Source organism: Niveispirillum sp. FG148, from assembly GCF_057809655.1.
This window is the reverse complement of the sequence record NZ_JBMDKJ010000006.1, coordinates 140,802-167,044: the sequence shown is the minus strand read 5'-3', so window position 1 is coordinate 167,044 and position 26,243 is coordinate 140,802. Positions and strand designations below refer to the sequence as shown.

Below are 26,243 nucleotides of genomic sequence, written 5' to 3'. Positions count from 1 at the left end.
CGTCAATCACAGGAAGGGTCCAGAACCTTGCCCATCTCCGGAGCCACCCTTATGCGCCTGTCCGCCTGCCTGCTGTTCGCCGCATTTCTGCTGTCCCCCGCCGCCGGGGCCCAGACCCTGCCACCGCCCGACGCCGCCACCCTGGAAGCGATCGAGGCCACGGCCTATGACTATGTCGATGGCCAGTTGGAGGGCGACCCCGCCCGCGTCGCCCGCTCTCTGCATCCTGATCTGGCCAAGCGCGCCGTGCGCAGTCAGCCGGATACGGACGAGCTGCTGGCCCTGCGCCGCATGAGCAAGGACGAGCTGGTGGAACTGACCCGCCAGGGCGTGCTGAAGACACCGAAGGAGAAATGGGACCGCACGGTCCGCGTGCTGGACGTGGCCGGCAACACGGCCGTGGCGCGGGTGGAGACGCCCTGGTTCATCGATTATTTCCACCTGGGCCGCTTCGGCGACCGCTGGGTCATCGTCAACGCCATGTGGCAGCCCAAGCCGCGGGGGTAGCCCCAATCTCCCTTGATGGTGACCGATCAAGGGAGATTTCCTTGTTCCCTCAAGCACCGCTTGCCACCATCCGCCGGCTTGGCGCGCGCATGGGGGCGCCAAGCCGGTGGTGGCCGGCCTCCAATCGGCCAAAGCTCAAGCCTTTGGCCGATTGGTAGAATACCGAGGTATTCTGTAACGATGCGGTGGCCGCTACCGGCGCCGGGCCGCGGCGCATGGGCGCCCTGCGCTGGGCGCTTGCCAGCCACCCCCCACCCACGACCCTTGTCGGCTTGCCCGAACGGCTGTTTCAGGCTAATCACGCCGGCCAGGGTCATTCCGCACCGCAGCTATTCATCAGCGCGCGCCGAATGTTCCCAACGCAATCTTGTTTCCTGTCCCGAACCAAATCGAAGGGAAATTCCCATGGCACGCAAGAAGATCGCCTTGATCGGCGCCGGCCAGATCGGCGGCACGCTGGCCCTGCTGGCCGGTCAGAAGGAGCTGGGTGACGTCATCCTGCTCGACATTCCGGACTTTGCGGGCGTTGCCAAGGGCAAGGCGCTGGACATCGCCGAACTGTCGCCGGTCCAGGGCTTCGACGCCGGTTATTCGGGCACGTCCGACTATGCCGACATCGCCGGCGCCGACGTGGTGATCATCACCGCCGGCGTGCCGCGCAAGCCGGGCATGAGCCGTGACGATCTGGTCGGCATCAACGCCAAGGTCATCAAGGTCGTGGCCGCCGGCGTCAAGGAACACGCCCCCAACGCCTTCGTCATCGTCATCACCAACCCGCTGGACGCCATGGTCGGCCTGTTCCAGGAAGTGTCGGGTCTGCCGCCGGAGAAGGTGGTCGGCATGGCCGGCGTTCTGGACAGCGCCCGCTTCCGCTGGTTCCTGGCCGAAGAATTCGGCGTGTCGGTCGAAGACGTCACCGCCTTCGTGCTGGGCGGCCATGGCGATACCATGGTCCCGTCGGTCCGTTACTCCACCGTCGCCGGCATCCCGCTGCCCGACCTGGTGAAGATGGGCTGGACCACGCAGGAGAAGCTGGACAAGATCGTGCAGCGCACCCGTGACGGCGGGGCGGAGATCGTCGGCCTGCTGAAGACCGGCTCCGCCTTCTACGCCCCGGCCGCTTCCGCCATCGCCATGGCCGAAAGCTATCTGAAGGACAAGAAGCGCGTCCTGCCGGTGGCCGCCAAGCTGACCGGCCAGTATGGTGTGGACGGCCTCTATATCGGCGTGCCGACCATCATCGGCTCCAAGGGCGTGGAAAAGATCATCGAGATCGAGCTGTCCGCCGAGGAGAAGGCCAATTTCGACAAGTCGGTCGACGCCGTTAAGGTGCTGGTCGATGTGACCAAGAAGGTTTCGGCCGAAGGCTGATCCCGCTCCCGGCCGTCCGGCCGGATGAGGTTGAATGACCCCGCGCCCGGGTTTTCCGGGCGCGGGGTTTTTCTTTTCCGCGGCCTCTCGCACCATCGGCTGGCTTGGCTTACGCCGCACGAGCGGTACGGCGGCGGTCGCCGCCGTACCGACGGTTATAAATTATGACCGTCGGCATCACATATTGTCTCGGATGTTTCCTGCGCCCGGCCGGCGGTGAAACGAAGCGTCCATAGATAAAATATTAGATAAAATCCCGCGAATTATTTGCAAAGACATAGTATCGGATGATTGCGGACGTTGCAGAACTGGTCTGCATTGTCGCACGACGAAAGGATAGGTTCCCTTCATAAAATTAACTATTCGGTTACGGGTGCCGCCTATAGTCCACGCCACGACAAGGCCGCCACACCGGGTCCTCCCTGATGCGACGGAAAGACCTTGCGAAGCCATATCCCACACCTCTCGGCCTGTGGCGCACGCGTCCCGGGTCGGCTCATTTGACATTGCCGGGAATGGCGGTTCCGCCCTTGTGACAGGCGCGAAGCCGTTGCCCTTGGCCTTGCTTGACGCTAAACCCGCGACCGCCGTCCCCCGCAGTTCGACGGCCTTGACGAAGGAATAGGATATCCCAATGAAGACCGCCCTGCTGTTCGCCACCGCCCTGCTGACCCTGTCCGCCACCTCCGCCTTCGCCGCTGGCTGCGAGCAGGGCATGCCGCCGAAGTTGGTGGATGGCGCCACGGCCACCGAGGCCCAGATGGCCGAGACCATGAAGGCCGTTAAGGCCTATATCGTGGCCACGGAAGAATACCAGGCCTGCCTGGAAGCAGCCGGCAAGGGTGGCAAGGTCGATATCGACGCCTACAACCAGTCCGCCGCCCGCATGGAAGCTCTGGCTGCTGACTTCAACAAGCAGCTGAAGACCTTCAAGGCCCGCAACGGCTGATTTCAGCCGTCCTGGCTGGAGACAGACCCCGCGCCGGTTACCGGTGCGGGGTTTTCTGTCCAAGGGGGCGCCGATGCGCCGCCCGTCCCGATTTTTCACAGACCGGTGCCCGATCCTGGAAATCAGCCGATTTCCGGGCCTTTTGTGTTTTTCTCCATGCCCGATGGAATTGACGGGCGGTGATGTTGAAACTATCCTTATCCTTAAGTTTAGGGAGAAAATGGCGAACACGCCTAATAATTAGTCATTTGGGGATAACTTGGCACCCAATAAAAACGCCAGGAAACAAAAATCCGATTCCATTGCGGGATGGGAATTAATGTTTCCTAAAATTTTATAGTTCTGTGGGGGTGTCCAATGATGAAGAAAGCAATCCTGATCACCACGATTCTGTCCGGTATCTTCGCGCCCGCCGCCTTTGCGGGTTGTGAACAGGGTGAACCGCCGGCGCTGCCCGATGGGTCCACCGCAACGGAAGCCCAGATGGCCGATGCCGTGAAAGCCGTGAAGTCCTACATCGCCGCGACGGAAGAATATCAGGCCTGCCTGACCGCCGAAGGCAAGCGTGGCAAGATGGATGTGGAAGGCTATAACAAGTCGACCGAGCGCATGGAGAAGCTGGCCGCCAACTTCAACAAGCAGTTGAAGGCCTTCAAGAGCCGCGGCGGCTGATCCTTCCCGGACCCGTGGATCGGACCAGGGGCCGCGTCCGGCGGACCGGACATGGCCCCTGCCCATCGCCACATGGTCGCCCGCCCCGCCGCGTTTTGGCCGCCGGGGGCCGGTAGCGGACTTGTACGCATTACATGGCACCCCTGCGCGCGCGGGGTGGATTCCTGTGCAGATGCGGCATGCGCCTGTTGCAGCGCAAGGGTTTGCGCCATGCCACCCGCCCCGCTCACTGCCATCGCCACGGCATTTTCGCTATGTTCGGGGGGCCTGTCCGGGACCTTTGGATGGTTGATCCCGTTGGGCATAGTGCTAAAGTGCCGCCCGCGCAGGGATCAGCCCCGCGCGCGGCCCTGCGGACCCCCCGCTTGGCCGGCCCGTCTCCCATCCAGAGCAAGACGGCTGACCAATGAATATCCATGAGTACCAGGCCAAGGGCCTGCTGAAGAAATACGGCGTCGCCGTGCCGCGTGGCGGCGTTGCCTACACGCCGGAAGAAGCCGCCAAGGTCGCCACCGAGTTGGGTGGCCCCGTCTGGGTGGTCAAGTCGCAGATCCACGCCGGTGGCCGCGGCGCTGGTCGTTTCAAGAACGACCCGAACGGCAAGGGCGGCGTCCGCGTCGTCAAGAGCGTGGATGATGTGCAGTCCAACGCCGCCGCCATGCTGAACCAGGTGCTGGTCACCAAGCAGACCGGTCCGGAAGGCAAGGAAGTCGGCCGCCTCTATATCGAGGAAGGCGCTGACATCAAGCGCGAGCTGTATCTGTCGATGCTGCTGGATCGCGGCTCCTCGCGCGTCACCATCGTCGCCTCCACCGAAGGCGGCATGGAGATCGAGGAAGTGGCCCACAGCCACCCCGAAAAGATCACCAAGGTCGCCATCGACCCGGTCGAAGGCCTGCAGGGCTATCACGCCCGCAAGGTCGCCTTCGCCCTGGGCCTGGAAGGCAAGCAGGTCAATGCGGCCGCCAAGTTCATGAGCGCCATGTACAAGGCCTTCATCGACCTGGACATGAGCATGGTGGAGATCAACCCGCTGGTCGTGACCGGTGCCGGTGACGTCATCGCGCTGGACGCCAAGGTGAATTTCGACGACAACGCGCTCTACCGTCATGCCGACGTGGAAGAGCTGCGCGACCCGTCGGAAGAGGAAGCCTCGGAGACGGAAGCCACCAAGCACGGCCTGAACTATGTGAAGCTGGATGGCAACATCGGCTGCATGGTCAACGGCGCCGGCCTGGCCATGGCCACCATGGACATCATCAAGCTGTATGGCGGCGAGCCCGCGAACTTCCTGGACGTCGGTGGTGGCGCCACGAAGGAACGCGTGACGATCGCCTTCAAGCTGATCCTGTCCGATCCGAATGTCGAAGGCATCCTGGTCAACATCTTCGGCGGCATCATGCGCTGCGACGTCATTGCGGAAGGCGTTGTCGCCGCCGCGCGTGAAGTGTCCCTGCATGTTCCGCTGGTGGTCCGCCTGGAAGGCACGAATGTCGATCTCGGCAAGAAGATCCTGGCCGACAGCGGCCTGCCGATCCTGTCGGCCGACAATCTGGCCGACGCCGCGGAAAAGATCGTGAAGGCCGTGAAGGAGGCTGCGTAACATGGCCGTTCTCGTCAACAAAGACACCAAGGTCATCTGCCAGGGCTTTACCGGCGCGCAGGGGACCTTCCATTCCGAACAGGCCATCGCCTATGGCACCAAGATGGTCGGCGGCGTCACGCCCGGTAAGGGCGGTTCCAAGCACCTGGACCTGCCGGTGTTCGACACCGTGTCGGACGCGGTGCTGAAGACCGGCGCCAACGCCTCGGTCATCTATGTGCCGCCGCCCTTCGCGGCCGACGCCATCCTGGAAGCCATCGATGCCGAACTGCCGCTGGTGGTCTGCATCACCGAAGGCATCCCGGTGCTGGACATGGTCCGCGTCAAGCGGGCCCTGGCCAACAGCGGCACGCGTCTGATCGGTCCGAACTGCCCGGGCGTCATCACCCCGGACGAGTGCAAGATCGGCATCATGCCGGGCCACATCCACAAGCGTGGCAAGATCGGCATCGTCTCCCGTTCCGGCACGCTGACTTATGAAGCGGTGGCGCAGACGACGGCCGCGGGCCTGGGTCAGACCACCTGCATCGGCATCGGCGGCGATCCGGTCAACGGCACGAACTTCGTGGACGCGCTGGAAATGTTCGCCCGCGATCCGGAAACCGAAGGCATCATCATGATCGGCGAGATCGGTGGTGACGCAGAGGTGAACGGTGCGGAGTACATCAAGGCGTCGGGCCTGAAGAAGCCCGTCGTCGGCTTCATCGCCGGCCGCACGGCCCCCCCGGGCCGCCGCATGGGCCATGCCGGTGCCGTGATCTCCGGCGGCAACGACACGGCCGAATTCAAGGTCGAGGCGATGCGCGCCGCCGGCATCCATGTCTCCGAAAGCCCGGCCAGCCTGGGTTCGACCATGGTGAAGGCGCTGGGCTGATTTTTCGGCTCACAGCGTTGCAGTAATGAAAACCCCCGCCGGAGCGATCCGGCGGGGGTTTTTGTTTATGCCCTTCACATATGTCCATTCACAGATATCTGTCAGAAGTCATAATTGACGATCCGGCATCAGGAAGGTATGAGCAAAGGCAGATATGAGCCATTGATCATAGGTCCCCTCATGCGGATACGGTATGGGAACAGCGTGGAGGGTGCAGACTATCTGCCCCGTGCAGATGTCGAACGCCGCATCATCGACACGCTGTTACGCGGCGACAGCGCCAGCCTGTTCGGGCTGCGCCGCATCGGCAAATCCAGCGTCATGAGAGCGGTGTCGACGCGGCTGGCGGAGAGGGACCGCCATGTCATCGCCATGGACGTGCAAAGCATCGGTCACCTGGGAAATTTCTTTAAGGAATATCTGAAGGCATTGGCTCGGTCGGGCTGCGGGAAAGAGATTACAGAGGCGCTGAACAACGCGCAGACCATCCCGGCGATCATCCTCGACGCGGTTCTGCCCTGGCTGCGCTCCAAGGGGAAGGCCCCGCAGGGTTCACCCCAGCAGCACGACCTCAGCGAATACAGCGTTGCCATCGGCCGTTTCATCGGCGACCAGATCAAAACGCTGGAGCTGGAAAAGCGCCCTATCCTGTTGTTGGATGAGGTTGTCGACCTTTGCGACCATGCCATGAAGGCAGGCGCGACCGCCTCACAGATCGAATCACTGCTGGGGCAACTCACCTATTGGCGCAAACAGGGCATGCCGATGCTGATCACCGGCTCCATCGGCATGCACAGCTGGGTCCGACGTCACAATATTGACGGGAACCTGCTCCGCGATCTGAACCGTTTCGACCTTCTGCCGCTTTCCGCCGGTGAAGCATCCGGGATGGTGTCGGCACTGGCGACGGGCGCCGGGTTGTCCTGGTGGCGTGAGGACATGACGGGATGGCTGGTCGGCGCCCTGCCGGCACTTTATCCCGCCATCATTCAATATGCCATGCAGCACCTTCAGTATGAAGGCCCGCCGCCCGGCGGCGACGCCTTCAACACCCTGCTGCAGGACCGGTTGATGCCGGAGTTCGAAACGGTGTTCGTGGGGCAGTTTGATGAACGGATCAAGGGCTACACCCCAAAGGTCACGCCCATCCGCACGCTGATCCGACAGATCTGCGAACAGGCCACCCCCATGCCGCATGCGGATTTCATGGCCAAGCTGACGAAAATCGTGAAGGCGGAGGCTGATATGTTCGCGGCGATGCTGCGCGAAGATGGTTTCCTGACCATCAGCCATACACAGGGCGTGTCGCCCACATCCCCCCTTGTCCGCCTGTGGTTGGGGGCATAGGCCATGTCTGGCATTTTCCGTTTCAATCCCCACGATATTGACGACGCGACGATCCTGCGCCTTCGCACGGGCCGGGATGCCGAATTGAATGCCATCCTGCGGATTGTGGACAGCAATCTGGCCGCCGGCGGCGCCCGCAGCCATGTGATCGTCCGGGCCCCGCGCGGCTTTGGCAAAAGCTTCCTGATGCGCCTGACCCAACTGGAATTGTCGGGTCGGCGGGCGGCGGGGGAAAGCGTGGGCGTGGCGCTGCTGCCGGAAGAACAGATGAACATCAATGCGCCGGATCTGCTTCTGCGGGAAATCCGGCGCGTCTTTCTGCGTGAACCGCCGCAAAGCGTCGTGCCGCAATGGGAACGCAGCGGCCTTTGGGAACAGGCAAGGGCCGATCTGGACGCGGCACTTGATGCCACCTTCGGCACCGGCAAGGGCCTTCTGGTGGCCATTGTCGAAAACCTGGACATGCTGCTGGCCAAGGCCTTTCCCGAACGGGTGGAACAGGCGACGCTGCGCCATTGGCTGAATGATTCCGGCAACCGGGTCATGCTGCTGGCCGGGTCCGCCGCGGGTGACATCGACAATCTTCCGGCGGCACCCCTGTTCCGGCAATTCACCCCGGTTGAGCTGCATGGCTGGAGCGAGGCCGATTGCGTCGCCTATCTGGGCAAACTGGTGCAGGAGCGGCAGCAGGAACTGACGCCGGAGCGGGAGGCGAAGGCGCGGGCCATTGCCACCTTCATCGGCGGCAACCCGCGCCTGTCGGTGATTCTGGGCGATGTGCTGCTGAATGATGATGCGCTGACCACGGCGGAACTGCTGGACAAGCTGGTCGATGAACTGACCCCCTATTACCAGGACCGGATTCAGTCGCTGGGCGGGCGGGCGCAAAGCCTGCTGGATGCCCTGCTGCGCGGGGGGGAACCTTGTTCACAATCGGCCCTGGCCGACCGGGTGGGCGCCAAACAATCCGACATCGCCCGCGCCTTCCGCGAATTGCAGGCCGGCCGCATTGTGGTCGGGGATCGGGCCACGGATGGCAAGGAAACGCTCTACCGCGTCGAAGACCGCGTCTTCGCCCATTATTACCGCAAGCGCCATCTGCTGCATGGGCAGGATTACAGCCCGTTCGAAGCCATCGCCGAATTCCTGAAGCTCTATTTCAACAATCCGGAAAAGCGCGAACAGGCCATGCGCCTGGCCCTGTCCGGCAAGGGACCGGAGGCCCGCTTCCTGCTGTCCCTGGCCAACCAGGAAAAAGCACCTCCTCTTGGGGAAATCCGGGATCGTGAGGCGATAGCAGGCGAACTGGTTGGCCGCTGCCTGACCGCCATCGGCCGGATGGCGCCCGAATGGCGCAACCTGCTGGCCCAGGATATGGACGGGATCGGCCTTGATCGCGCGGTCGCGGCCGATATCTGCACCCGCCTGTCCCGGCATGAGGTTCCCGCGTCCCTGTCCATCTGGCACCGGCTGCTGCTGGCCATCGCCCATTATCTGGCGGGCGTTGACGACAAGGCCTTGCAGGAGACGCGGGCGATTGAAGAACAGTTCCGGCAGGCCGACAATCGTGACGGACAGGTGACGGCCCTGCTGCTCATGTCGGCACTCTACCCGTCCCAGGCGCCAGAAAGACTGAGCAGCCTGAAAGCCGCCTGGGAAATTGTGAATTTGGATGGGGACTTGCTGGACCAGGAACTGGTAAGTCGCCGTCTGACTTGGACACACATTCAGATTGAACAGGACGCCGATGCCATCGCAGCGGCCGACCGCGCCTTTAAGGTGGCTAGCCGTGCCTTGGAGTTGGACACGGATCACAAGCAGGACTGGATAGCTCGGCAAGCCATCGTCTTGCGCCATACGGCATTCTGTCTCGGGAGGCTCGGAAGGCACGAGGAAGCCGTGGCAACTGCACAGCAGGCCGCAGCACTTGCACATCAAGCCGACCATCCCTACGAGCAGGCTGTTGCTTTGCGCCATGCCGCCTGGAACCTCGGGGAGCTTGGCCACCATGAGGAGGCGGTTGCGACAGCCCACGAGGCAGCAGCGCTCGCGCATCAAACCGGTCGACACGACGAGCAAGCTCCTGCATTGCGCTATGCCGCCTGGAGCCTCGGGCAGCTTGGCCGTCATGATGAGGCTTTTGCGACAGCCAGCCAGGCCGCAGCCCTTGCGCATCAAACCGACCAACCCGACGAGGAGGCTAGAGCCTTGCGTACCGCCGCTTGGAACCTGCTTCAACTCGACCGGTATGAGGAGGCGACTGCAACCGCAGAGGATGCCGCAACCATCGCGGCGGAGATCGGCGACGATTATGAACAGGCGGAATGCCTGCGGATCATGACCGTCAGTTTGAGCCTTTCCGGCCAGCATGAAGCGGCCATCAAACGCGCCTGGGAGACTTTCGCGCTGGCGGCATCGCGAGGAGACCATTTCGGCGCTGACAATGCTCTCTATTGGCTGATCAGAAGCGCCGCCGCCCTTAACCGGGATGATGATGTTCGGTGGGCGGCGGAGCAGTGGCTACCTCTGCTGACGCAGCTTTCCACCGGTGACAATGCAAGACGCGCACCCCGAAACCTCTGGCATTTGGCACCCGCCTTGCTGCGGCGTAACCGCTGGGCCGATGACCTGCCCCTGCTGCGCAGGGCTTGGCCGCACTTCGATGACGCGGAATATGCGCATGTAGATGAACTCACCGCCACCGCGGCTATCACCCTCTCCGAAGAACAAGGCCGGGCCACAGCCTATGCCGCAATCGCGGGCTGTGTACGGGCCCTGTCCGGCGGTGGGACCGACGAGGTGGATTTCACCCCCTTCCTCAACGGCCTGCTGGATGAACTGGCGGCGAAACTGACCGATGCCGGTCTGCTGAAAGATCTGGCGGGGTTGCTGCGCGATGAACTGTCGCCGCGCTATGCCACGCGTGCCGCCTTGATGGAGGCTGCGGCCCTGTTCCATGCCGCGGGCCGTGATCCGGCCGCGTTGCAGCGGGTGGACCCGGATATCGCCCTGGCCATCCGCCGCGTCTGGATGCCGGAACCGGCCGAAACGCCCCGGGCCAGGCCCAAACGCCGGACCGGACGCAAGAACAAGGGCTGAGGGGCGGCAGGCGCCGCCCCCTCCTCCCCCCTATCGCTCCGGCGCCTCCGCGGCACGCCCCAGCGGGTGGGTGGCCAGTTCGGCTTCCGTCAGGCGGGCTGACGCGGCATAGAGCCGGGCGATCATCTCCCCCTTCTCCAATGCCGTCAGGCTGCGCCCGCGTTCCCGCTCCTCCCGCTCCACCCGGCGGATCATGGCGGCCAGCAGATAGGCGTCGACCTCCGACTCCGGCGGTGTCCTCGGGGCGGTGGTGGCCGTCACCACCACGGGCGCATCAGCCGGGGGCGGCGACACCGCATGCGGCGGCAGCAGCATTTCCCCGTCGCCCGTCAGCAGCCAGTTCAGGTTGACACCCCGGCGGGCCAGTTCGACCAGCCATTCCACCTTCGGCGGGCCCGCCTCCCCTTCATAAGCGCTGTAGGTTGAGTTGGGCAGGCCCAGATGGGTGGCCATGTCGGCGCGCCGGACGAAGCCGATTCTCCGCCGCAGCTCCCGCAGTCGCATTGCGATGCTGTTGCTCACGTCGCATCCCCCTGGCCTGGAACAATCCCCCGCAGGGGCTGACCCCGCAGCTTGTCGGAGCGGAAAAGCACACAACCGTATGCATATCCCGGTTCCGAGTTTTCGCGGTTCCGCGTAACGGAATATGTGCGAACTCGCGACGGATTATCGTTGAATTCCCGTTTTTCGATGCGTAAAGTCATTTTCGAGCGATAGAATCCTTTCGGCATGGAGGCCAGGGCCAGAGCGGCAACGGAAAGTCACGCCAATTCCAATCAATCCAGGCGCGGAACCCGACAAATTCGGCGTCAGAAAAGATCGGAACATGACACGACAGCAGCCGTCTCAGCACCAGGAGCGGCTGTTACTGTCTTCCAGTCTGGTTCTTTTGAAGCTGTACGAACGGCGTTCGGCCTATGTCTCCATCCAGTGGGAAGCTATTGATGGTGACTGAAAAGTCGTCCGCTTGTCAAAGTCGACAGTGCTGGTTTTATCTCCGCGGAAGGCAGCCATTTTCGGCAAATTTTGCTGAAAATGTCCTCTTCGCCTTCTGATTGAACAAGGGTGATGCGAGCGTGTCCCTGTCTGGCCAACGCACCCCCGCCCCCGCACGGCCGTCGGACCGCCAGAGGAAATTTCCGCATGTTCCCATCACGGCCAGTGACAGCAGCGATACACGGAAAGAGTTATATTTCCGTTACTGGATTTCGCCCCTGGGGTGCGTGCGGGACGGACCGCGACACAGCGGTGGTTCGATGAACTGCCGGCCCCCGCCATCAGCGCCCCGGGTGGCACCGTCCTCTCGCGGCATGCATGATGCGTGGCGCCATGCGGCGGAGCTGTCGCAGCGTGTGGCGTTCCTGGCCTGGCTTGACTGCGCCGACGGCGCCACCCGGCGTCAGATCGCGGCGGAGATGGTCAATCATCCGCCGGGACGGTCAGGGTCCCGTGACGGTGTGGCCCGTGACAGTGTGGGCTGAGCTTCTTTCGGCATCATTGCTGGTCTCGTGACGCGATATGGCGCCACGGGCCACATGATCGGCGGGGAAGCGGAAGCGGAAGGTCGTCCCCTGTCCCAGCACGCTGTCGACCGACACCGCAGCCCCATGCAGTTCCGCCAGCGCCCGCGCGATGGACAGGCCCAGGCCGGTGCCGTTCTGATGGTCCTGCACCCGCCCGACCTGTTCGAACGGACGCCAGATCCGTTCCAGATCATCGGCGGGGATGCCGACGCCGGTATCTGTCACCGACAGGGTCAATGTGCCATCGGCAGGGTCCATATCCGCGGCCAGACGGATGCGCCCACCGTCGGGCGTGAACTTCACGGCATTGCCGATGATGTTCAGCAGCAATTGACGCAATGCCCGCTCATCGGCGCGCAGCAGCACTGGCGCGCCTTCCGGCAGGCTGACACCGATATCCAGCGTCTTGTCCTGGACCAGCCCCAGGGCAATGCGCTGGACTTGCCGCAATTCCCCTTCCACGGGGATCCAGCACGGCTCCAGAATCAGGCGACCGGCCTCGATCTTGGATAGATGCAGCATGTCGTTGATGACGGACAGCAGATGCCGGGCCGCCACGATGATGTCGCCGGCAAACTCGGCATGGCGCTGATCGGCGGCCCGCCCGCGTTCCCCGCTGGCGATCATGCCGGCAAAACCCAGGATGGCGTTCAGCGGCGTCCGCAATTCATGGCTCATCGTGGCGATGAAGGCGGATTTGGTCTGCGAGGCGGCTTCCGCGGCCAGCCGCGCCGCCTCTGCGGCGGCGGCCGTTGTCTGGGCCGTGACGTCCACCACGGTGGCCTGGATGGCATAATGCCCATCCCAGACAATGCGGCGGGCCAGCACATCGACCTGGATCAGGCTGCCATCCTGCTTCAGGTTGGGGGCGCCGCGGATGATGGGCAGCTTGCCGCCGGACAGCAGGATCTTCCAGGCCCGCTCGGCCTGCTCGCGTCCTTCCTCGGGGATGATCCTGGTCAGATCGGTGCCCAGCACGTCCAGCACCGACGGATAGCCTAATATCTGGGCATAGGCGGGGTTGCAGAACAAGATGCGGTTGTCCTGATGGACGACAATCCCCTGTACCGATCCTTCGACTATGTCGCGCAGGCGCTGTTCGTTGGTGCGCAGCGCCTGTTCAATGTCACGCGCCTCCGTCACGTCGCGCCCTTCCACCATCAGGCGGACCGTACCGGCACCGTCGCGCACGATGGGCGTGACCGACAGGTCAAATACCAGGGGAGCGCCCGTTTCGGGGCCCGTCGCCACATCGAAACGGACGGTGGCCCCCTGGCAGGCCGCCTGCACCGCAGAATGCAGCCGGTCGCGAGCCTCTGGCGCACCCCGCCACCAGGGCGTCTCCCACAAGGGCATGCCGGTCACCGCGGCCGGTCCCAGATCACCGACGCGCAGGGCAGCCCGGTTTGCGGCCAGCACCGTGCCGGCGCCATCCAGGACGATCAGGACCTGCGAGGTGCTGTTGAAATAGGCTGCAAACAGCCGGTTCTCACCGGCCATTCCGTCCAGGCCCGGCTCCAGTCCCATATTGTCCGACACCATCTTGACGGTTTCCCCCTATTGTCCCTGCGGCGCGGACGCGGGACGTCTTATTCGCGCGGACCGGGGAATGATGGGTCCGCCCCGGACACAGCGGATGGTGACGGCCATTTTTGCTGGAAAAACAAAGGCCCGGCAACAGATTGTTGCCGGGCCTCCGCAATCAACTGCCGGTGATGATCGCCATCAGGTCGATTGAGCGTCGCCGTGACCGTTCAGCCGCTGGGCCAGTGCCGCCTGCAGGAACCGGTCCAGGTCGCCGTTCAGCACGCCGGCGCTGTCGGACGTTTCCACACTGGTGCGCAGGTCCTTCACCAACTGATAGGGCTGCAGCACATAGGAACGGATCTGGTGGCCCCAGCCGATATCGGTCTTGGTGGCTTCCAGGGCGTTGGCCGCTTCCTCGCGCTTGCGCAGTTCCATTTCATAGATGCGGGCGCGCAGCATGTCCCAGGCCTTGGCCCGGTTCTTGTGCTGGCTGCGTTCCTGCTGGCACGACACCACGATCCCGGTGGGAATGTGGGTGAAGCGCACAGCCGAATCCGTCTTGTTGACGTGCTGGCCGCCGGCACCGCTGGCGCGGAACGTATCGACCTTCACATCCTTCTCGTTGATCTCGACATTGATCTTGTCGTCGATCACCGGGGTGACGGAAACGGAGGAGAAGGAGGTGTGGCGCCGCGCCTGGCTGTCAAACGGGCTGATGCGCACCAGACGATGCACGCCCGTTTCAGACTTCAGCCAGCCATAGGCGTTGTGGCCCTTGATCTGGATGGTGGACGATTTGATCCCGGCTTCTTCGCCGTTGGTCTCGTCCAGCAGTTCGACCTTGTAATCATGCTGTTCGGCCCAGCGCGTATACATGCGCAGCAGGATCAGCGCCCAGTCCTGGGCCTCCGTGCCACCGGCGCCGGCATTCACTTCCAGGAAGGCGTCATTGGCATCGGCCTCGCCGGAAAGCAGGCTTTCCAGCTCCATCTTGGCGGCACGATCCTTCAGGCCCAGAATGGCGTTCTCAGCGTCGGTGATCATATCCTGATCACCCTCGGCCTCGGCCATTTCCAGAAGTTCCAGATTGTCCTTCAGATCGCGTTCCAGCTGACGGGTACCGGTCAGGCCGGACTCAAGCTGGTTTTTTTCCCGCAACAGCTTCTGGGCGCGCTCGGCGTCGTTCCAGAGGTTGGGGTCTTCGGTCAGTGCGACAAGCTCGTCGAGGCGGAACAGGGATTTCTCCCAGTCAAAGATGCCTCCTCAGCAGGACCAGAGACTGTTCGACAGCCTCCGTCACCGCCTGGATTTCGGCGCGCATGGGCGTGCTCCAGATCTTGAATGACAAGGCCGACCCCCAAAAAGGCCCGGGGGCGGCCACGTTGCGAAGCGGCTTATGTACCCCCGGATGCCGCCGAGGCCAAGCCCCTTCCCAACATGGCCGCCCCCAGTCTCTGGGACGGTCCCGTTCAGAAGACCATCAAATCAGAAGCGGTAACCGACGCCGACACCGATGATCCAGGGGTTCAGCTTGGTATCGGCATAGATCTTGGAAGCCAGACCGGCATCGACCGTCACGTCCGTCTTCAGCCACAGCTTCTTGACGTCCAGGTTCAGCGACCACTTGTTGTTCAGCTCGACATCGACGCCGGCCTGGGCCGCCACGCCGAAATTGTTGTCATAGCTGATGCTCTTGGCAGCGCCCGGATCCTCACCGTAGAAAATGGTGTAGTTGATGCCGGCGCCGACATAGGGGCTGATCTTGCCCTTCGGGTTGAAATGGTACTGCAGGGTCAGGGTCGGCGGCAGCAGCCACACATCACCCAGATCGACCGAAGCGCCCAGCGGCGAGCCCTTGGCGGCGATGGCATTGTGGTGGGTCGTGCCCAGGATCAGTTCGGCGGCCAGGTTATCGGTGAAGAAGTAGCTGAAATCCAGCTCCGGCACGACGGAGTCGTCAACCGAGGCCTTGCCGGCAATGGCGGTGCTACCCAGCTTCAGGCTGCTGCTCTCGTCGGGGGTGACATAGATCACACGGCCACGCACGAGCAGATCCCCGGCGGCCTTCTCGGCCTGGGCGGGCATGGCGGCAACGGCGGCGACAGTCAGCGCGGCGGCAACCGCCGGAACAGCGAACTTCTTCATGGAATAGGCTCCTATATTGTCTGCCGGCGGAATGTTTCCTTCGGCATATTTTGGCGCAGCTTCATGCGTCGTCTTCGAGGACCGTTTATAGGCCTTCGACGCGGATGCTTCTCTGACTTGGATCAATTTATCGTGCGACCAAAATGGCTGTCGAATAGTGAAACATTGGAAACCGCCGCCGCTGCGGGGCGGGTCATTCCGCCGCAGTGGCCCGTGGCCGGGGCAGTCGGGCCTGGGCATCGGCCAGGATGGCATCCATGGCGGCCAGGGCCGTATTCATGGGCTGACCCGCCCGCAAAAGGGCCAGACAATCGCGCAAAGCCTGCGCATCTGCGGGAAAACCCACGGCATCCAGCCCGTCGGCAAGGCGCAGCGCCAGCCGCCGGATCGCCCCCACATCCGGCTGCGGACCGTCACTGTCGACGGGTCGCAGATGCTGGCGCGCCTCAGCAACATTCTGTGCGGCAAGCGTCAGCAATGTGTCGATGGCGGGTCCGCCCAGCTTGCTGCGCAAACCGGCCAGGGGGCCCGTATCGGCCGGGCGCGCGGCCGGCGCCGCCGCCACCTCCGCCGCCCCTCCCACCGCAACCGCACCGACACCGTCCGGCGGGATGTGCCGGGCCAGCATCGCCAGCATCTCTTCCAGCTTGATGGGCTTGGACAGGAATCCCTGCATGCCCACCGCGCGGCTGCGGGCCACCGTTTCCGGCAGGACATTGGCCGTCAGGGCCACGACCGGCACATCGGCCATGGGCCCGCCCGACGCGCGCAGCCGCGCCGTCGTCTCGAACCCGTCCAGCCCCGGCATGCCGATATCCATCAGCACCAGCCGGACCGGCAGGCTCTCCAGCAGGCGCAGGGCCGTTTCCCCATCTTCCGCGGTCGTGACATGAATGCCCTGGCGGGTCAGCAGCTGGCTCGCCACAAACTGGTTCACCTGGTCATCCTCGACCAGCAGGATCTGCGGGCGGCTGGTCCAGTAGGGCAGCAGGCGGGCGCCGGTGGGTTGCACGGGTGCTGCGGCCAGGGGCATCGGCAGGTCCAGGGTGAAGACCGTGCCATGGCCGGGCGCGCTGTCCACCTGGATGGCACCGCCCATCATGTCGATCAGCCGCTTGCAGATGGCCAGGCCCAGCCCGACCCCGCCAAAGCGGCGGCTGTTTCCGGCTTCGGCCTGATAGAAGGCGTCGAAGATGCGCGGCAGCTTGTCCGGGTCGATGCCGATGCCGGTATCCGCGATGGTGATGCGCAGCGCCACCGCGGCGGGTGGGGCGCCGCCGGGGCGCGTCGCGGGCGGGGGCCGGCGCGTCACCTCCACCCGCAGGCCGCCCCGCTCGGTGAACTTGATGCCGTTACCGATCAGGTTCAGCAGGATCTGACGCAGGCGCGCTGGATCGACGCTGACATGGCGGGGCACATCGGGGGCAATCACCAGATCCAGCGACAGGCCGCTGGCCGAGGCGCGGCCCGCCATCAGGTCGATGGCGTCATGCAGGCGCTGGTGCAGGTCCACCGGCTGCGGCACCAGCGACAGGTGCCCCGCCTCGATCCGGGTGATGTCCAGCAGATCGTCCAGCAGCGCCAGCATCGACTGGCCCGCCTTTTCCATCACCTCCAGCACCTTGCGCTGCGCGGCCCCGCCGGCCACGGGCTGACTTTCCAGGATTTCCAGCCCGCCCAGCACGGCATTGACGGGGGTGCGGATCTCGTGGCTGACGGCTGCCAGGAACACCGATTTGGCCCGGTTGGCCGCGTCGGCCGTCTGGGCGGCACGGTCGCGCTCCTGCGCCACGCGGGCATTCTCGGCCGCTTCCTGTTCCAGCCGGTGCTGCAATCGTTCGTTGCTGATGACCATGATGGCGATGGAGCCCACCACCAGCCCCAGCGTGGCCAGCAGGAAATTCAGCGACGCGGCCGGATTGGCCGCGAACAGTCCCCCGGCTTGGGGATGCATCAGGATATCGATGATGCGGTAGGTCATCACCACGGCCATGCTGCCGAAGATCACCACCATCACCACCCACAGGCGGGGCGTCGCGGTGCGGCCATAGCGCCAGCATTCATAGGCGACAAGCAGCTTCATGCAGACCAGCCAGATGGTGGTGATGACCGACCGCAGGATGATGTCGTCGCGCGTGAACACGTCATAGGTCAGGACGGCGGTCACCAGCGCCAGCGATCCCGCCACCAGGCCCGTGCGCGCCGGCCTTCCATAGAACAGCCGCAGCCCCCCCAGCAGGGCGACATGCGAGGAGCCGACAATGGCATTGCCCGCCATCACCGAGATCCAGAGCGGGAAGAACGCGCGCCCCGCCACCAGCGCCACGCCGCTGGCCCCCAGGATGACACCGATGGTCAGCAGACCCAGGCCCGGCACGGCCCGCTGCCGCCACCAATAGATGATCATGGCGACGCCAAGCCCCAGCCCGACCACCGCAAAGGTGACCAGTTGGGTCGTGATGTCCAGGGTAACCACCAAATCCATACCAGCCACCCGCACTGCCCTGCGAACAGTTCAACCATGTCCCCGCCCGCTTGTCACGGGCGGCTTCGCGCCCGGCGCCGGGCAACAAAAAAGGCCGCCCCGGTGGGAGCGGCCTTTCCGTTGGTCCAGAACAACCGGTCAGACATCCAGCAGGATGCGCTCCGGGTTCTCGATGCATTCCTTGACGCGCACCAGGAAGGTCACGGCCTCGCGGCCGTCGATGATGCGGTGGTCATAGGACAGGGCCAGATACATCATGGGACGCACTTCGACCTTGCCGTTCACGACGACGGCGCGGTCCATGGTCTTGTGCATGCCCAGGATGCCGGACTGCGGCGTGTTCAGGATCGGCGTCGACATCAGCGAGCCATAGACACCACCGTTGGAGATGGTGAAGGTGCCGCCCGACAGGTCTTCCATGGACAGCTTGCCGTCACGGGCCTTCTTGCCCAGCTCGCCGATGGTCTTTTCCACGCCGGCAAAGGACAGCTTGTCGGCATCGCGGACGACCGGAACCACCAGACCCTGCGGCGTGCCGACGGCAACACCGATGTCGTAATAGTTCTTATAGACCAGGTCGGTGCCGTCGATCTCCGCGTTCACCGCCGGCAGCTCCTTCAGGGCCACCAGGCAGGCCTTCACGAAGAAGGACATGAAGCCCAGCTTCACGCCATGCTTCTTCTCGAACGCGTCCTTCAGCTGGTTGCGCATGGCGATCACGTTCGTCATGTCCACCTCGTTGAAGGTGGTCAGCATGGCGGCCGTGTTCTGCGCTTCCTTCAGGCGCTCGGCGATGCGCTGGCGCAGACGGGTCATGCGCACGCGTTCCTCGCGGTCAGCCTTGGCGCGCGGACCCGACGGGGCCGGGGCGGGCTTGGGCGCAGGGGCGGCGACCGGGGCCGGGGCGGCCTTCGCCGTCTCGATCGTGGCCAGCACGTCACCCTTGGTCACGCGGCCATCCTTGCCGGTGCCGGCGATGGCGCCCGTGTCGACGCCATTGTCGGCGGCGATCTTGGCGGCGGCCGGCATGACCGGGGCCGTGGCGGCCGGCGCGGTCTGAACCGCGGCCGGGATGGGGGCGGCAGCCGGAGCCGCCGCGGCGGCCGGGGCCGGGGCGGCGCCCGACCCTTCACCGATGGTGCCCAGCAGGGCGCCGACGGCGACATTGGCGCCTTCACCGGCGACGATCTCGCTCAGCACGCCGGCGGCCGACGCGTTGACTTCCAGCGTCACCTTGTCGGTTTCCAGTTCCACCAGGGCGTCGTCGACATTGATGGCGTCGCCGACCTTCTTCAGCCAGCGGGCAACCGTCGCTTCCGTGACCGATTCGCCCAGGGTGGGCACCTTGATTTCCGTCGCCATGTTCTGTGGCCTTCGTGTTTGGATGGTCTGTTTGGATGGGGTTGTCGGCGGATCAGATCGTCAGCGCGTCGTCCAGAAGCTTTGCCTGCTCCTGGTTGTGGCGCTTCAGAAGGCCGGTGGCGGGGGCGGCCGAATCCGGACGGCCGGCATATTTCGGACGACCCGCCTTGTGACCGATGCTGGTCAGCACCTTCTCGATGCGGCGATCGGCGAACAGCCAGCCACCCTGGTTCTCCGACTCCTCCTGGCACCAGACGACGTCGGCATTCGGGTACTTGGCCAGTTCCAGGGCCAGCGCGTCGGCGGGGAACGGATAGAGCTGTTCCAGGCGGACGATGGCAATGTCCTTGACGCCCCGGTTCTCGCGCTCCTGGAACAGGTCGTAATAGACCTTGCCGGAGCAGAGCACGACGCGGCGGATCTTGTCGTTCGACACCAGATCCACGCCCGTTTCGTAAAGAACGCGGTGGAAGGTCTGGTCGGCGGAGAACATCTCCAGCGGCGACACGGCCAGCTTGTGACGCAGCAGCGACTTCGGCGACATGATGATCAGCGGCTTGCGGAAGTCGCGATGGATCTGCCGGCGCAGGGCATGGAAGTAATTGGCCGGGGTCGTGATGTTGCAGACCTGCCAGTTATCTTCCGCCGAGCCCTGCAGGAAGCGCTCCAGACGGGCGGAGCTGTGCTCCGGACCCTGGCCTTCCATGCCGTGCGGCAGCAGCATGACCAGACCAGACATGCGCAGCCACTTCGATTCGGCGCTGCTGATGAACTGGTCGATGATGACCTGGGCGCCATTGACGAAGTCGCCGAACTGGGCTTCCCAGATGGTCAGGGCGCGCGGTTCCGTCAGCGAGAAACCATATTCGAAGCCCAGCACGGCCGCTTCCGACAGCGGGCTGTCATGCACTTCGAAGGTCGCCTGCTTGTCCGGGCGGATGAAATTCAGGGGAACGAACTTGTTCTCGTTCACCTGGTCGACCAGCACGCAATGGCGGTGGGAGAAGGTGCCGCGGCCCACATCCTGGCCAGACAGGCGGACGGTATAACCTTCGACCAGCAGCGTGCCGAAGGCCAGCGCCTCGCCCGTGGCCCAGTCGATGCCCTGGCCGCTCTCGATGGCTTCCTGCTTCGCCTTCAGCTGGCGGGCGACCTTGGAATTGACATTGAAGTCCGAAGGCGTCTTGCACAGGGCCAGACCCACTTCCTTCAGCAGGTCCATGCCGACGGCAGTGTTGCCGCGGGCGACATCGGCCGGGGCCGGGGACAGGCCCGCCCACTTGCCTTCCAGCCAGTCGGCCTTGTTGGGCTTGTAGGAATTGGCGGCCTGGAATTCCTGCTCCATCTGGGCATTGAACTCGGCCACGAACGCGTCGCCCTCCGCCTGGGTGATGACACCCTCGGCGACCAGCTGGTTGACGTAGAGCGCGCGGGTCGTCGTCTGCTTGGCGATGGTCTTGTACATCAGCGGCTGCGTGAACGCCGGCTCGTCGCCCTCATTATGGCCCTGGCGGCGATAGCAGACGATATCGACCACGACATCCTTCAGGAACTTCTGACGGAATTCGATGGCGATGCGGCTGACATGGATGACGGCTTCGGGATCGTCGCCATTGACATGGAAGATCGGGGCCTGGATCGACTTGGCCACTTCCGTGGGGTACGGGCCGCCACGGCTATATTGCGGGGCGGTGGTGAAGCCGATCTGGTTGTTGATGATGAAATGGATGATGCCGCCCGTGCGGTAGCCCTTCAGTTCGGACAGCAGCAGCGTTTCGGGCACCAGACCCTGGCCGGCAAAGGCGGCGTCGCCATGCAGCAGCACGCCCAGCACCTGGTTGCGGCTTTCGTCCGACGGCGGCACCTGGCCGGAAATCTGGCACTGCTTGGCGCGCACGCGGCCGCAGACGACCGGGTTCACGACTTCCAGATGCGACGGGTTGGGCGACAGCGACAGATGGATGGTGTTGCCGTCGAAATCACGGTCGCTGGAAGTCCCCATATGGTACTTCACGTCGCCGGAGCCCTGCACATCTTCCGGGTTCGCGGGATTGCCCTGGAACTCGCTGAAGATGGCCTTGAAGGGCTTGCCCATGACATTGGCCAGCACGTTCAGGCGGCCACGGTGGGCCATGCCCAGCACGATCTCCTGCAGGCCCAGCTGGCCGCCGCGCTTCATCACCTGTTCCAGCGCCGGGACCAGCACTTCGCCGCCTTCCAGGCCGAACCGCTTGGTGCCCGTCCACTTCACCTGACAGAAGCGTTCGAACCCTTCGGCGGCCGTCAGGCGCTGCAGGATGGCCTTCTTGCCATTGGTGGTGAAATCGGTCTGGTTGCGGATGCCCTCGATGCGGCTCTGGATCCAGGCCTTCTGCTCGGGGTCCTGGATATGCATGAACTCGACGCCGATATGGCCGCAATAGGTGCGCTGCAGGGCGTCGACGATCTGGCGCAGGGTGGCGACCTCCATCCCCAGCACCTGATTGATGAAGATCGGACGGTCCAGGTCGGCGTCGGTGAAGCCGTGATGGCGGTAATCCAGCTCCACATGGTCGGCCCGCTTGTCCATGCCCAGCGGGTCCAGCTTGGCCAGCAGATGGCCGCGCACGCGGTAATTACGGATCAGCATCAGGGCGCGGATGCTGTCCAGCTGCGCCTGACGGACCTGTTCGGGGGTGAAACCCTGCACAACGGGGGCCGCGGCGGCCGGCGTCGGGGCGGCCTTGTCACCCTTGCCGGGCTTGGCCGGCGGGGGCGCGTCCGGATCGGGGGCACCGATCACCTTCGCCGTGGCCTTGGCCCACGACGCGCCGTTCAGTTCGGCCAGGATGGCATGTCCGTCATCGCCCAGTTCGGCGAAGAAGGATTGCCAGCTCGCGTCGACCGAGGTCGGGTCCTGCCGGTAGCGGGCGTAGAGTTCCGCGATGAAGGTTCCGTTGGCGCCGAAAAGGAAGGAGAGGCGCTCGCTCGGGGCTTGATCGTAGGGGGCCATTTGGGGTTCCGGTCGGAAAAGCCGTGACACAGGGATATGTCAGGCCAGGGTGCAAAGGCTTGAAATTCCGCGACGGTTTTACGTCAGTGCATCGGTGTCATCAATATGCAGGTCTGCCTAGGCAGCCTTTTGCCGTGAGCACGGGTAGCATGACCATAGAGACAAAGGTCGATTGAAAACCGCGCGACCGTGCTAAACATAGTCTCAATCGGTGCCATATCCAGGGAATTCCAGGGAATTTTCACCCATGACACGTCAGCCCCGCGCCGAACTCGCCAAAGCCGTCCTGCACGAAGCCCGCAAACTGGTGGCTGACCACGGGCTGGCCGCGTTGACAGCAAGGACTTTGGCCCACGCCGTGGGCTGTTCCGTCGGCACTCTTTATAATCTCTATCCAAATCTGGACACGGTGCGCCTGCACCTGAATGCCGAGTTGCTGGACCGGTTGCAGGTGGTGATGAAGGCGGCCGATGATGCCGTGCCCCCCGACGCGGCGGTGGAAACGCGGCTGCTGGCCCTGGCCAATGCCTATCTCTCCTTCGCGCGCTCCAACCTGAACCTGTTCCAGACCCTGATCGACAATCGCCCACCCGTGCTGACCGAACCCCTACCCGAATGGCAGCTGGAACGCATCACGCGCCTGCGCCGGGGGGTGGAGGCGGCGGTATCGCCGCTGATCCCCAACGCCACGCCGGCCCGGCTGGAACGCGCCGCCGCCACGGCCTGGGCCTCGGTCAACGGGCTGGTGGAAGGCATCGTGTCCGGCAACATCGCCCCCATCAGCAATGCCGATCCGGACCTGCTGATGGCCGAACTGGTGGAAACCCTGGCGGCCGGTCTGCGCGCGCGGGGATAGCGCTTGTCAGCGCGCTCGCTATTGGCGATGATACCGGGATGAAGCTTTTCATACCGATGTCCGTGCTGAAGGTAATCCAAGGCATGCCGGTGCAGGATGGAAAGGCCCTGCGGGCAAAGATCGGCCAGTTTACTGATGATCCCTACAAGCCCTATCCCTGGGCCAAGGCGTTCGGCAAAGGGGAGGGACGCATCAGGCATGGCCAATGGCGCGCCTTGTATGAAATCAATCAAGGTGAGTTGAGAATTACCATTGTCCGTGTCGGGCACCGAAAGGAAGTCTACCGATGAACGCGATCACGATCCGCCCTCTTCGGGAAGATGCCGACACCGTTACCTTGAGCCGCGCCGATTTCGAGGCTATGGCGGCGGCCTTGGAGGATGCGGCGGACATTGACGATATCCGCCAGGCACGAGAGCGCATCCTGCGTGGTGAGGATGAATTGCTGCCTTTCGAATTGGCGGAACAGATTCTGGACGGCATGCATCCGGTCAAGGCCTTCCGCCAATATCGTGGCCTTAGTCAGCGTGCCTTGGCCAAGGAATGCGATATCTCGCCTTCATACCTGTCGGAGATCGAATCAGGGCGCAAGCCGGGCAGCGTAGATGCCATGGTTAAGCTGTCGAAGACGCTTCGGGTCCCGCTGGAAAACCTTTTGCCCACCGAACGCGCGGAATGACCGGTACCGTCATTGGCCGTCTTACGGCCGGGGTCCTCAGCCTTCTGCTGGCACTGCCCGCCGCAGGGCAAGTCCGCGATGCCACGTTGCTGTCCAACCGTCTGTGCGGATCGCTGACCGTCGCCATCGACGCCGTGCCCGGCAAGGGGCCGGCCTTTCTGCGCTCCTACGACGATGTCTCCGGACAGGGCGCGCCGACGCTGGATGTGCTGAAGAATGCCGCCTTCACCTATGATAATGCCCTGGCCGCCATCGCCCTGGTTGCCTGCGGCCGCGCGGGGAAGGCCAGGCGCATCGGCGACGCGCTGCTGTCGGCGGTGGACAATGACCGGCTGGGCCCGCAGGGCCGTCTGCGCAACACCTACCGCGCCGGCCCGCAGCAGGAATTCCCCGTCCCGCCCAACGGCTGGTGGAACGCCAAGCGTCAGTCCTGGCAGGAAGATGATTATCAGGTGGCCACGGCCACGGGTAATGTCGCCTGGGCCGGCCTGGCCCTGCTGACCCTGGCCGACGCGCTGGGGGAGCCGAAATACCGCGACGGGGCCGCAAAGCTGGGCGCCTGGGCCCTGGCCAACACGGCCGATACCAGGGGGCCGGGCGGCTTCACCGGCGGCATCCATGGCTATGATACCGGCTCCGTGCGCCTGACCTGGAAATCCACCGAACATAATGTCGATCTGGTGGGTCTGTTCGCCTGGCTGGAAAGGGCCGGCGCCAAGGGTGGCGACTGGGTGGCGGGCCGGGCGGCGGCCACGGGCTTCCTGACCAGGATCTGGCGGGCCGACGCCGGTTATTTCCCCACAGGCACCCTGCCCGACGGGGTCACCGTGAATGACGGTAATTCCGGCCTGGATGCCCAGCTCTGGCCCCTGATGCTGCCCGATGCCCCGCCCGACTGGCGCCGCGCACTTGCCTATGCCGACCGGGCGCATGGGCTGGCCGGCGGCTATGATTTCAATGCCGACCGTGACGGGGTCTGGGTGGAAGGCACCGCGCAGGCGGCACTCGCCTGGCGCATCGCCGGCGACACTGCCCGCGCCGACGCGCTGCTGTCCGGCCTGACCGCCGATATCAGCCCCGGCGGCTATCTCTGGGCCACGCGCGGGGACAGGGTGACGACCGGCTTCGCCATCGGCCCCGACAGCAAGGAGGCCGACCTTTATTATTTCCACCAGCCGCATCTGGGCGCCACAGCCTGGGCCGTGCTGGCGGCCAAAGGTTGGAACCCGTTCACGGGCAAGACCGTCGGACCTTGAGGGGGCCCGCCACTTCTGGAACACTGCCACACTCGGCAATCCAAACCAGAAGAAATCCCCATGCGCCCCTTCCTGCTTGTCCCGGTCGCCGCCCTGTCGCTGCTGGCCGCCTCGCCTGCGCTGTCCGCCGACGCCCCGGCCAAACGCCCGACCCCGGCAGAGGTGCTGGCGGCCTCGCCCGCATCGGACTGGCGGGCGCCCGTGCCGGAGAACACGCTTTATCTCCAGCTTCCCGCCGGCCGCGTGGTCATTGAACTGGCCCCCGGATTCGCGCCCGTGCATGTGGACAACATGCGCAAGCTGGCGCGGGAGAACTGGTATGACGGCACCTTCATCGTGCGCGTCCAGGATAATTACGTGACCCAATGGGGCATGCCGGATGAGACGCCCAAGCCGATGAAGACGGCCCTGGACAAGCTGGCGCCGGAATTCACGGTCAAGGGCGGGGCCAAAACCCTGCCCTTTGCCAAGCTGCCCGACCCCGACGCCTACGCGCCGGAAGTGGGGATCAGCGACATCTTCCCCGCCGCCCGCGATCCGAAATCGGGGGAGGCGTGGATGGCCCATTGCTATGGCATTGTCGGGGTCGGGCGCGGCCTGCCGCTGGACAGCGGCAGCGGGGCGGAACTTTACACCGTCATCGGCCATTCCCCGCGCCCGCTGGACCGGGTCATCACCCTGGTCGGGCGCGTGCTGAAGGGGATGGAACTGCTGACGGCGCTGCCCCGCGGCACGGGTCCCCTGGGTTTCTATGAAAACCCCGACCAGCGCGTACCGATCACATCCGTCCGTCTGGCCGCCGACGTGCCGGAAGCGGAACGGGAGAAGATCGAGGTCCTGTCCGGACAGTCAGAGAGCTATGTGAAATGGCGCGAGGCCCGGCGCTTCCGCCAGGATGATTTCTTCGTGCGCGCGGCCGAGCATATCGACCTGTGCAACGCCATGCCGCCCGTGCGCGCGGTGAAGCCGTAAGCAAGGCAGCCCCCCGGTCGGCCG

General features: G+C 64.4%; 20 protein-coding genes. 13 read left to right on the top strand and 7 right to left on the bottom strand.

Annotation, left to right across the window (positions count from 1 at the left end; translation table 11 throughout):
* Positions 1-51: 51 nt before the first annotated feature.
* From ACODTW_RS08995 to ACODTW_RS08960, 8 genes are all read left to right on the top strand, one after another.
* Positions 52-507 carry a nuclear transport factor 2 family protein gene (locus tag ACODTW_RS08995; protein WP_488945636.1) on the top strand — a complete coding sequence of 152 codons (456 nt, stop codon included), beginning with the start codon at positions 52-54 and terminating at the stop codon, positions 505-507.
* A gap of 405 nt (positions 508-912) precedes the next feature.
* Positions 913-1,878, top strand: a complete 966-nt coding sequence (gene mdh, locus ACODTW_RS08990; RefSeq protein ID WP_488945635.1) for a malate dehydrogenase — start codon at positions 913-915, stop codon at positions 1,876-1,878.
* 634 nt (positions 1,879-2,512) lie between these two features.
* On the top strand, positions 2,513-2,827 hold the full coding sequence (locus ACODTW_RS08985; RefSeq protein ID WP_488945634.1) for a hypothetical protein: 315 nt from the start codon (positions 2,513-2,515) through the stop codon (positions 2,825-2,827).
* 357 nt (positions 2,828-3,184) lie between these two features.
* Entirely contained in the window at positions 3,185-3,499 is a 315-nt protein-coding gene (locus ACODTW_RS08980; protein ID WP_488945633.1) for a hypothetical protein, read from the top strand.
* Between the two features lie 406 nt (positions 3,500-3,905).
* Positions 3,906-5,102, top strand: a complete 1,197-nt coding sequence (gene sucC / locus ACODTW_RS08975) for an ADP-forming succinate--CoA ligase subunit beta (protein WP_488945632.1) — start codon at positions 3,906-3,908, stop codon at positions 5,100-5,102.
* A 1-nt stretch (position 5,103) separates the two neighbouring features.
* Positions 5,104-5,976, top strand: coding sequence for a succinate--CoA ligase subunit alpha (gene sucD / locus ACODTW_RS08970; protein ID WP_488945631.1), 873 nt, complete (start codon positions 5,104-5,106; stop codon positions 5,974-5,976).
* Positions 5,977-6,180: 204 nt separating this feature from the next.
* The gene (locus ACODTW_RS08965) at positions 6,181-7,323 is read left to right on the top strand and encodes a P-loop NTPase family protein (RefSeq protein WP_488945630.1); all 1,143 of its coding nucleotides are present in this window, start codon (positions 6,181-6,183) and stop codon (positions 7,321-7,323) included.
* 3 nt (positions 7,324-7,326) lie between these two features.
* Positions 7,327-10,422: a hypothetical protein gene (locus ACODTW_RS08960; protein WP_488945629.1), complete on the top strand. Its 3,096-nt coding sequence runs from the start codon at positions 7,327-7,329 to the stop codon at positions 10,420-10,422.
* A gap of 30 nt (positions 10,423-10,452) precedes the next feature.
* Here the strand turns inward: ACODTW_RS08960 and ACODTW_RS08955 are convergent, their stop codons facing one another.
* From ACODTW_RS08955 to ACODTW_RS08925, 7 genes are all read right to left on the bottom strand, one after another.
* Positions 10,453-10,944, bottom strand: coding sequence for a helix-turn-helix domain-containing protein (locus ACODTW_RS08955; protein ID WP_488945628.1), 492 nt, complete (start codon positions 10,942-10,944; stop codon positions 10,453-10,455).
* Between the two features lie 917 nt (positions 10,945-11,861).
* Positions 11,862-13,487, bottom strand: a complete 1,626-nt coding sequence (locus tag ACODTW_RS08950; protein ID WP_488945627.1) for a PAS domain-containing sensor histidine kinase — start codon at positions 13,485-13,487, stop codon at positions 11,862-11,864.
* Between the two features lie 183 nt (positions 13,488-13,670).
* A protein-coding gene (gene prfB, locus ACODTW_RS08945; protein ID WP_488945626.1) for a peptide chain release factor 2 occupies positions 13,671-14,793 on the bottom strand; the annotation gives its coding sequence in 2 pieces (ribosomal slippage) (positions 13,671-14,723 and positions 14,725-14,793; 1,122 coding nt in all).
* A 164-nt stretch (positions 14,794-14,957) separates the two neighbouring features.
* Positions 14,958-15,617, bottom strand: a complete 660-nt coding sequence (locus ACODTW_RS08940) for an OmpW/AlkL family protein (protein ID WP_488945625.1) — start codon at positions 15,615-15,617, stop codon at positions 14,958-14,960.
* Positions 15,618-15,810: 193 nt separating this feature from the next.
* Positions 15,811-18,102 carry an ATP-binding protein gene (locus ACODTW_RS08935; protein ID WP_488945624.1) on the bottom strand — a complete coding sequence of 764 codons (2,292 nt, stop codon included), beginning with the start codon at positions 18,100-18,102 and terminating at the stop codon, positions 15,811-15,813.
* A 138-nt stretch (positions 18,103-18,240) separates the two neighbouring features.
* Positions 18,241-19,464, bottom strand: coding sequence for a 2-oxoglutarate dehydrogenase complex dihydrolipoyllysine-residue succinyltransferase (odhB, locus tag ACODTW_RS08930; protein WP_488945623.1), 1,224 nt, complete (start codon positions 19,462-19,464; stop codon positions 18,241-18,243).
* A 52-nt stretch (positions 19,465-19,516) separates the two neighbouring features.
* Positions 19,517-22,456, bottom strand: coding sequence for a 2-oxoglutarate dehydrogenase E1 component (locus tag ACODTW_RS08925; protein ID WP_488945622.1), 2,940 nt, complete (start codon positions 22,454-22,456; stop codon positions 19,517-19,519).
* A gap of 247 nt (positions 22,457-22,703) precedes the next feature.
* On the opposite strand from ACODTW_RS08925, the gene ACODTW_RS08920 reads away from it, so the two are divergent.
* From ACODTW_RS08920 to ACODTW_RS08900, 5 genes are read left to right on the top strand one after another with little or no spacing between them, the layout of a single operon-like run.
* Positions 22,704-23,312, top strand: coding sequence for a TetR/AcrR family transcriptional regulator (locus ACODTW_RS08920; protein ID WP_488945621.1), 609 nt, complete (start codon positions 22,704-22,706; stop codon positions 23,310-23,312).
* 56 nt (positions 23,313-23,368) lie between these two features.
* The gene (locus ACODTW_RS08915) at positions 23,369-23,602 is read left to right on the top strand and encodes a type II toxin-antitoxin system RelE family toxin (protein ID WP_488945620.1); all 234 of its coding nucleotides are present in this window, start codon (positions 23,369-23,371) and stop codon (positions 23,600-23,602) included.
* A complete protein-coding gene (locus ACODTW_RS08910; RefSeq protein WP_488945619.1) occupies positions 23,599-23,991 on the top strand; it encodes a helix-turn-helix domain-containing protein in 393 nt (130 codons plus the stop codon). The genes ACODTW_RS08915 and ACODTW_RS08910 overlap by 4 nt, the downstream gene beginning before the upstream one ends.
* Entirely contained in the window at positions 23,988-25,247 is a 1,260-nt protein-coding gene (locus ACODTW_RS08905) for a hypothetical protein (RefSeq protein ID WP_488945618.1), read from the top strand. The genes ACODTW_RS08910 and ACODTW_RS08905 overlap by 4 nt, the downstream gene beginning before the upstream one ends.
* Positions 25,248-25,307: 60 nt before the next feature.
* A complete protein-coding gene (locus ACODTW_RS08900) occupies positions 25,308-26,219 on the top strand; it encodes a peptidylprolyl isomerase (protein ID WP_488945617.1) in 912 nt (303 codons plus the stop codon).
* Positions 26,220-26,243 lie beyond the last annotated feature (24 nt).

Excerpts from the sequence above, each read along its gene's own strand:
- ACODTW_RS08985 (WP_488945634.1), top strand. The coding sequence starts at position 2,513 with ATGAAGACCGCCCTGCTGTTCGCCACCGCCCTGCTGACCCTGTCCGCC.
- ACODTW_RS08905 (WP_488945618.1), top strand. The coding sequence starts at position 23,988 with ATGACCGGTACCGTCATTGGCCGTCTTACGGCCGGGGTCCTCAGCCTT.
- sucD (WP_488945631.1), top strand. The coding sequence starts at position 5,104 with ATGGCCGTTCTCGTCAACAAAGACACCAAGGTCATCTGCCAGGGCTTT.
- ACODTW_RS08920 (WP_488945621.1), top strand. The coding sequence starts at position 22,704 with ATGACACGTCAGCCCCGCGCCGAACTCGCCAAAGCCGTCCTGCACGAA.
- sucC (WP_488945632.1), top strand. The coding sequence starts at position 3,906 with ATGAATATCCATGAGTACCAGGCCAAGGGCCTGCTGAAGAAATACGGC.
- ACODTW_RS08940 (WP_488945625.1), bottom strand. The coding sequence starts at position 15,617 with ATGAAGAAGTTCGCTGTTCCGGCGGTTGCCGCCGCGCTGACTGTCGCC.
- ACODTW_RS08995 (WP_488945636.1), top strand. The coding sequence starts at position 52 with ATGCGCCTGTCCGCCTGCCTGCTGTTCGCCGCATTTCTGCTGTCCCCC.
- ACODTW_RS08910 (WP_488945619.1), top strand. The coding sequence starts at position 23,599 with ATGAACGCGATCACGATCCGCCCTCTTCGGGAAGATGCCGACACCGTT.
- ACODTW_RS08935 (WP_488945624.1), bottom strand. The coding sequence starts at position 18,102 with ATGGATTTGGTGGTTACCCTGGACATCACGACCCAACTGGTCACCTTT.
- mdh (WP_488945635.1), top strand. The coding sequence starts at position 913 with ATGGCACGCAAGAAGATCGCCTTGATCGGCGCCGGCCAGATCGGCGGC.
- ACODTW_RS08915 (WP_488945620.1), top strand. The coding sequence starts at position 23,369 with ATGTCCGTGCTGAAGGTAATCCAAGGCATGCCGGTGCAGGATGGAAAG.
- ACODTW_RS08900 (WP_488945617.1), top strand. The coding sequence starts at position 25,308 with ATGCGCCCCTTCCTGCTTGTCCCGGTCGCCGCCCTGTCGCTGCTGGCC.
- ACODTW_RS08950 (WP_488945627.1), bottom strand. The coding sequence starts at position 13,487 with ATGGTGTCGGACAATATGGGACTGGAGCCGGGCCTGGACGGAATGGCC.
- ACODTW_RS08980 (WP_488945633.1), top strand. The coding sequence starts at position 3,185 with ATGATGAAGAAAGCAATCCTGATCACCACGATTCTGTCCGGTATCTTC.
- ACODTW_RS08925 (WP_488945622.1), bottom strand. The coding sequence starts at position 22,456 with ATGGCCCCCTACGATCAAGCCCCGAGCGAGCGCCTCTCCTTCCTTTTC.
- ACODTW_RS08960 (WP_488945629.1), top strand. The coding sequence starts at position 7,327 with ATGTCTGGCATTTTCCGTTTCAATCCCCACGATATTGACGACGCGACG.
- odhB (WP_488945623.1), bottom strand. The coding sequence starts at position 19,464 with ATGGCGACGGAAATCAAGGTGCCCACCCTGGGCGAATCGGTCACGGAA.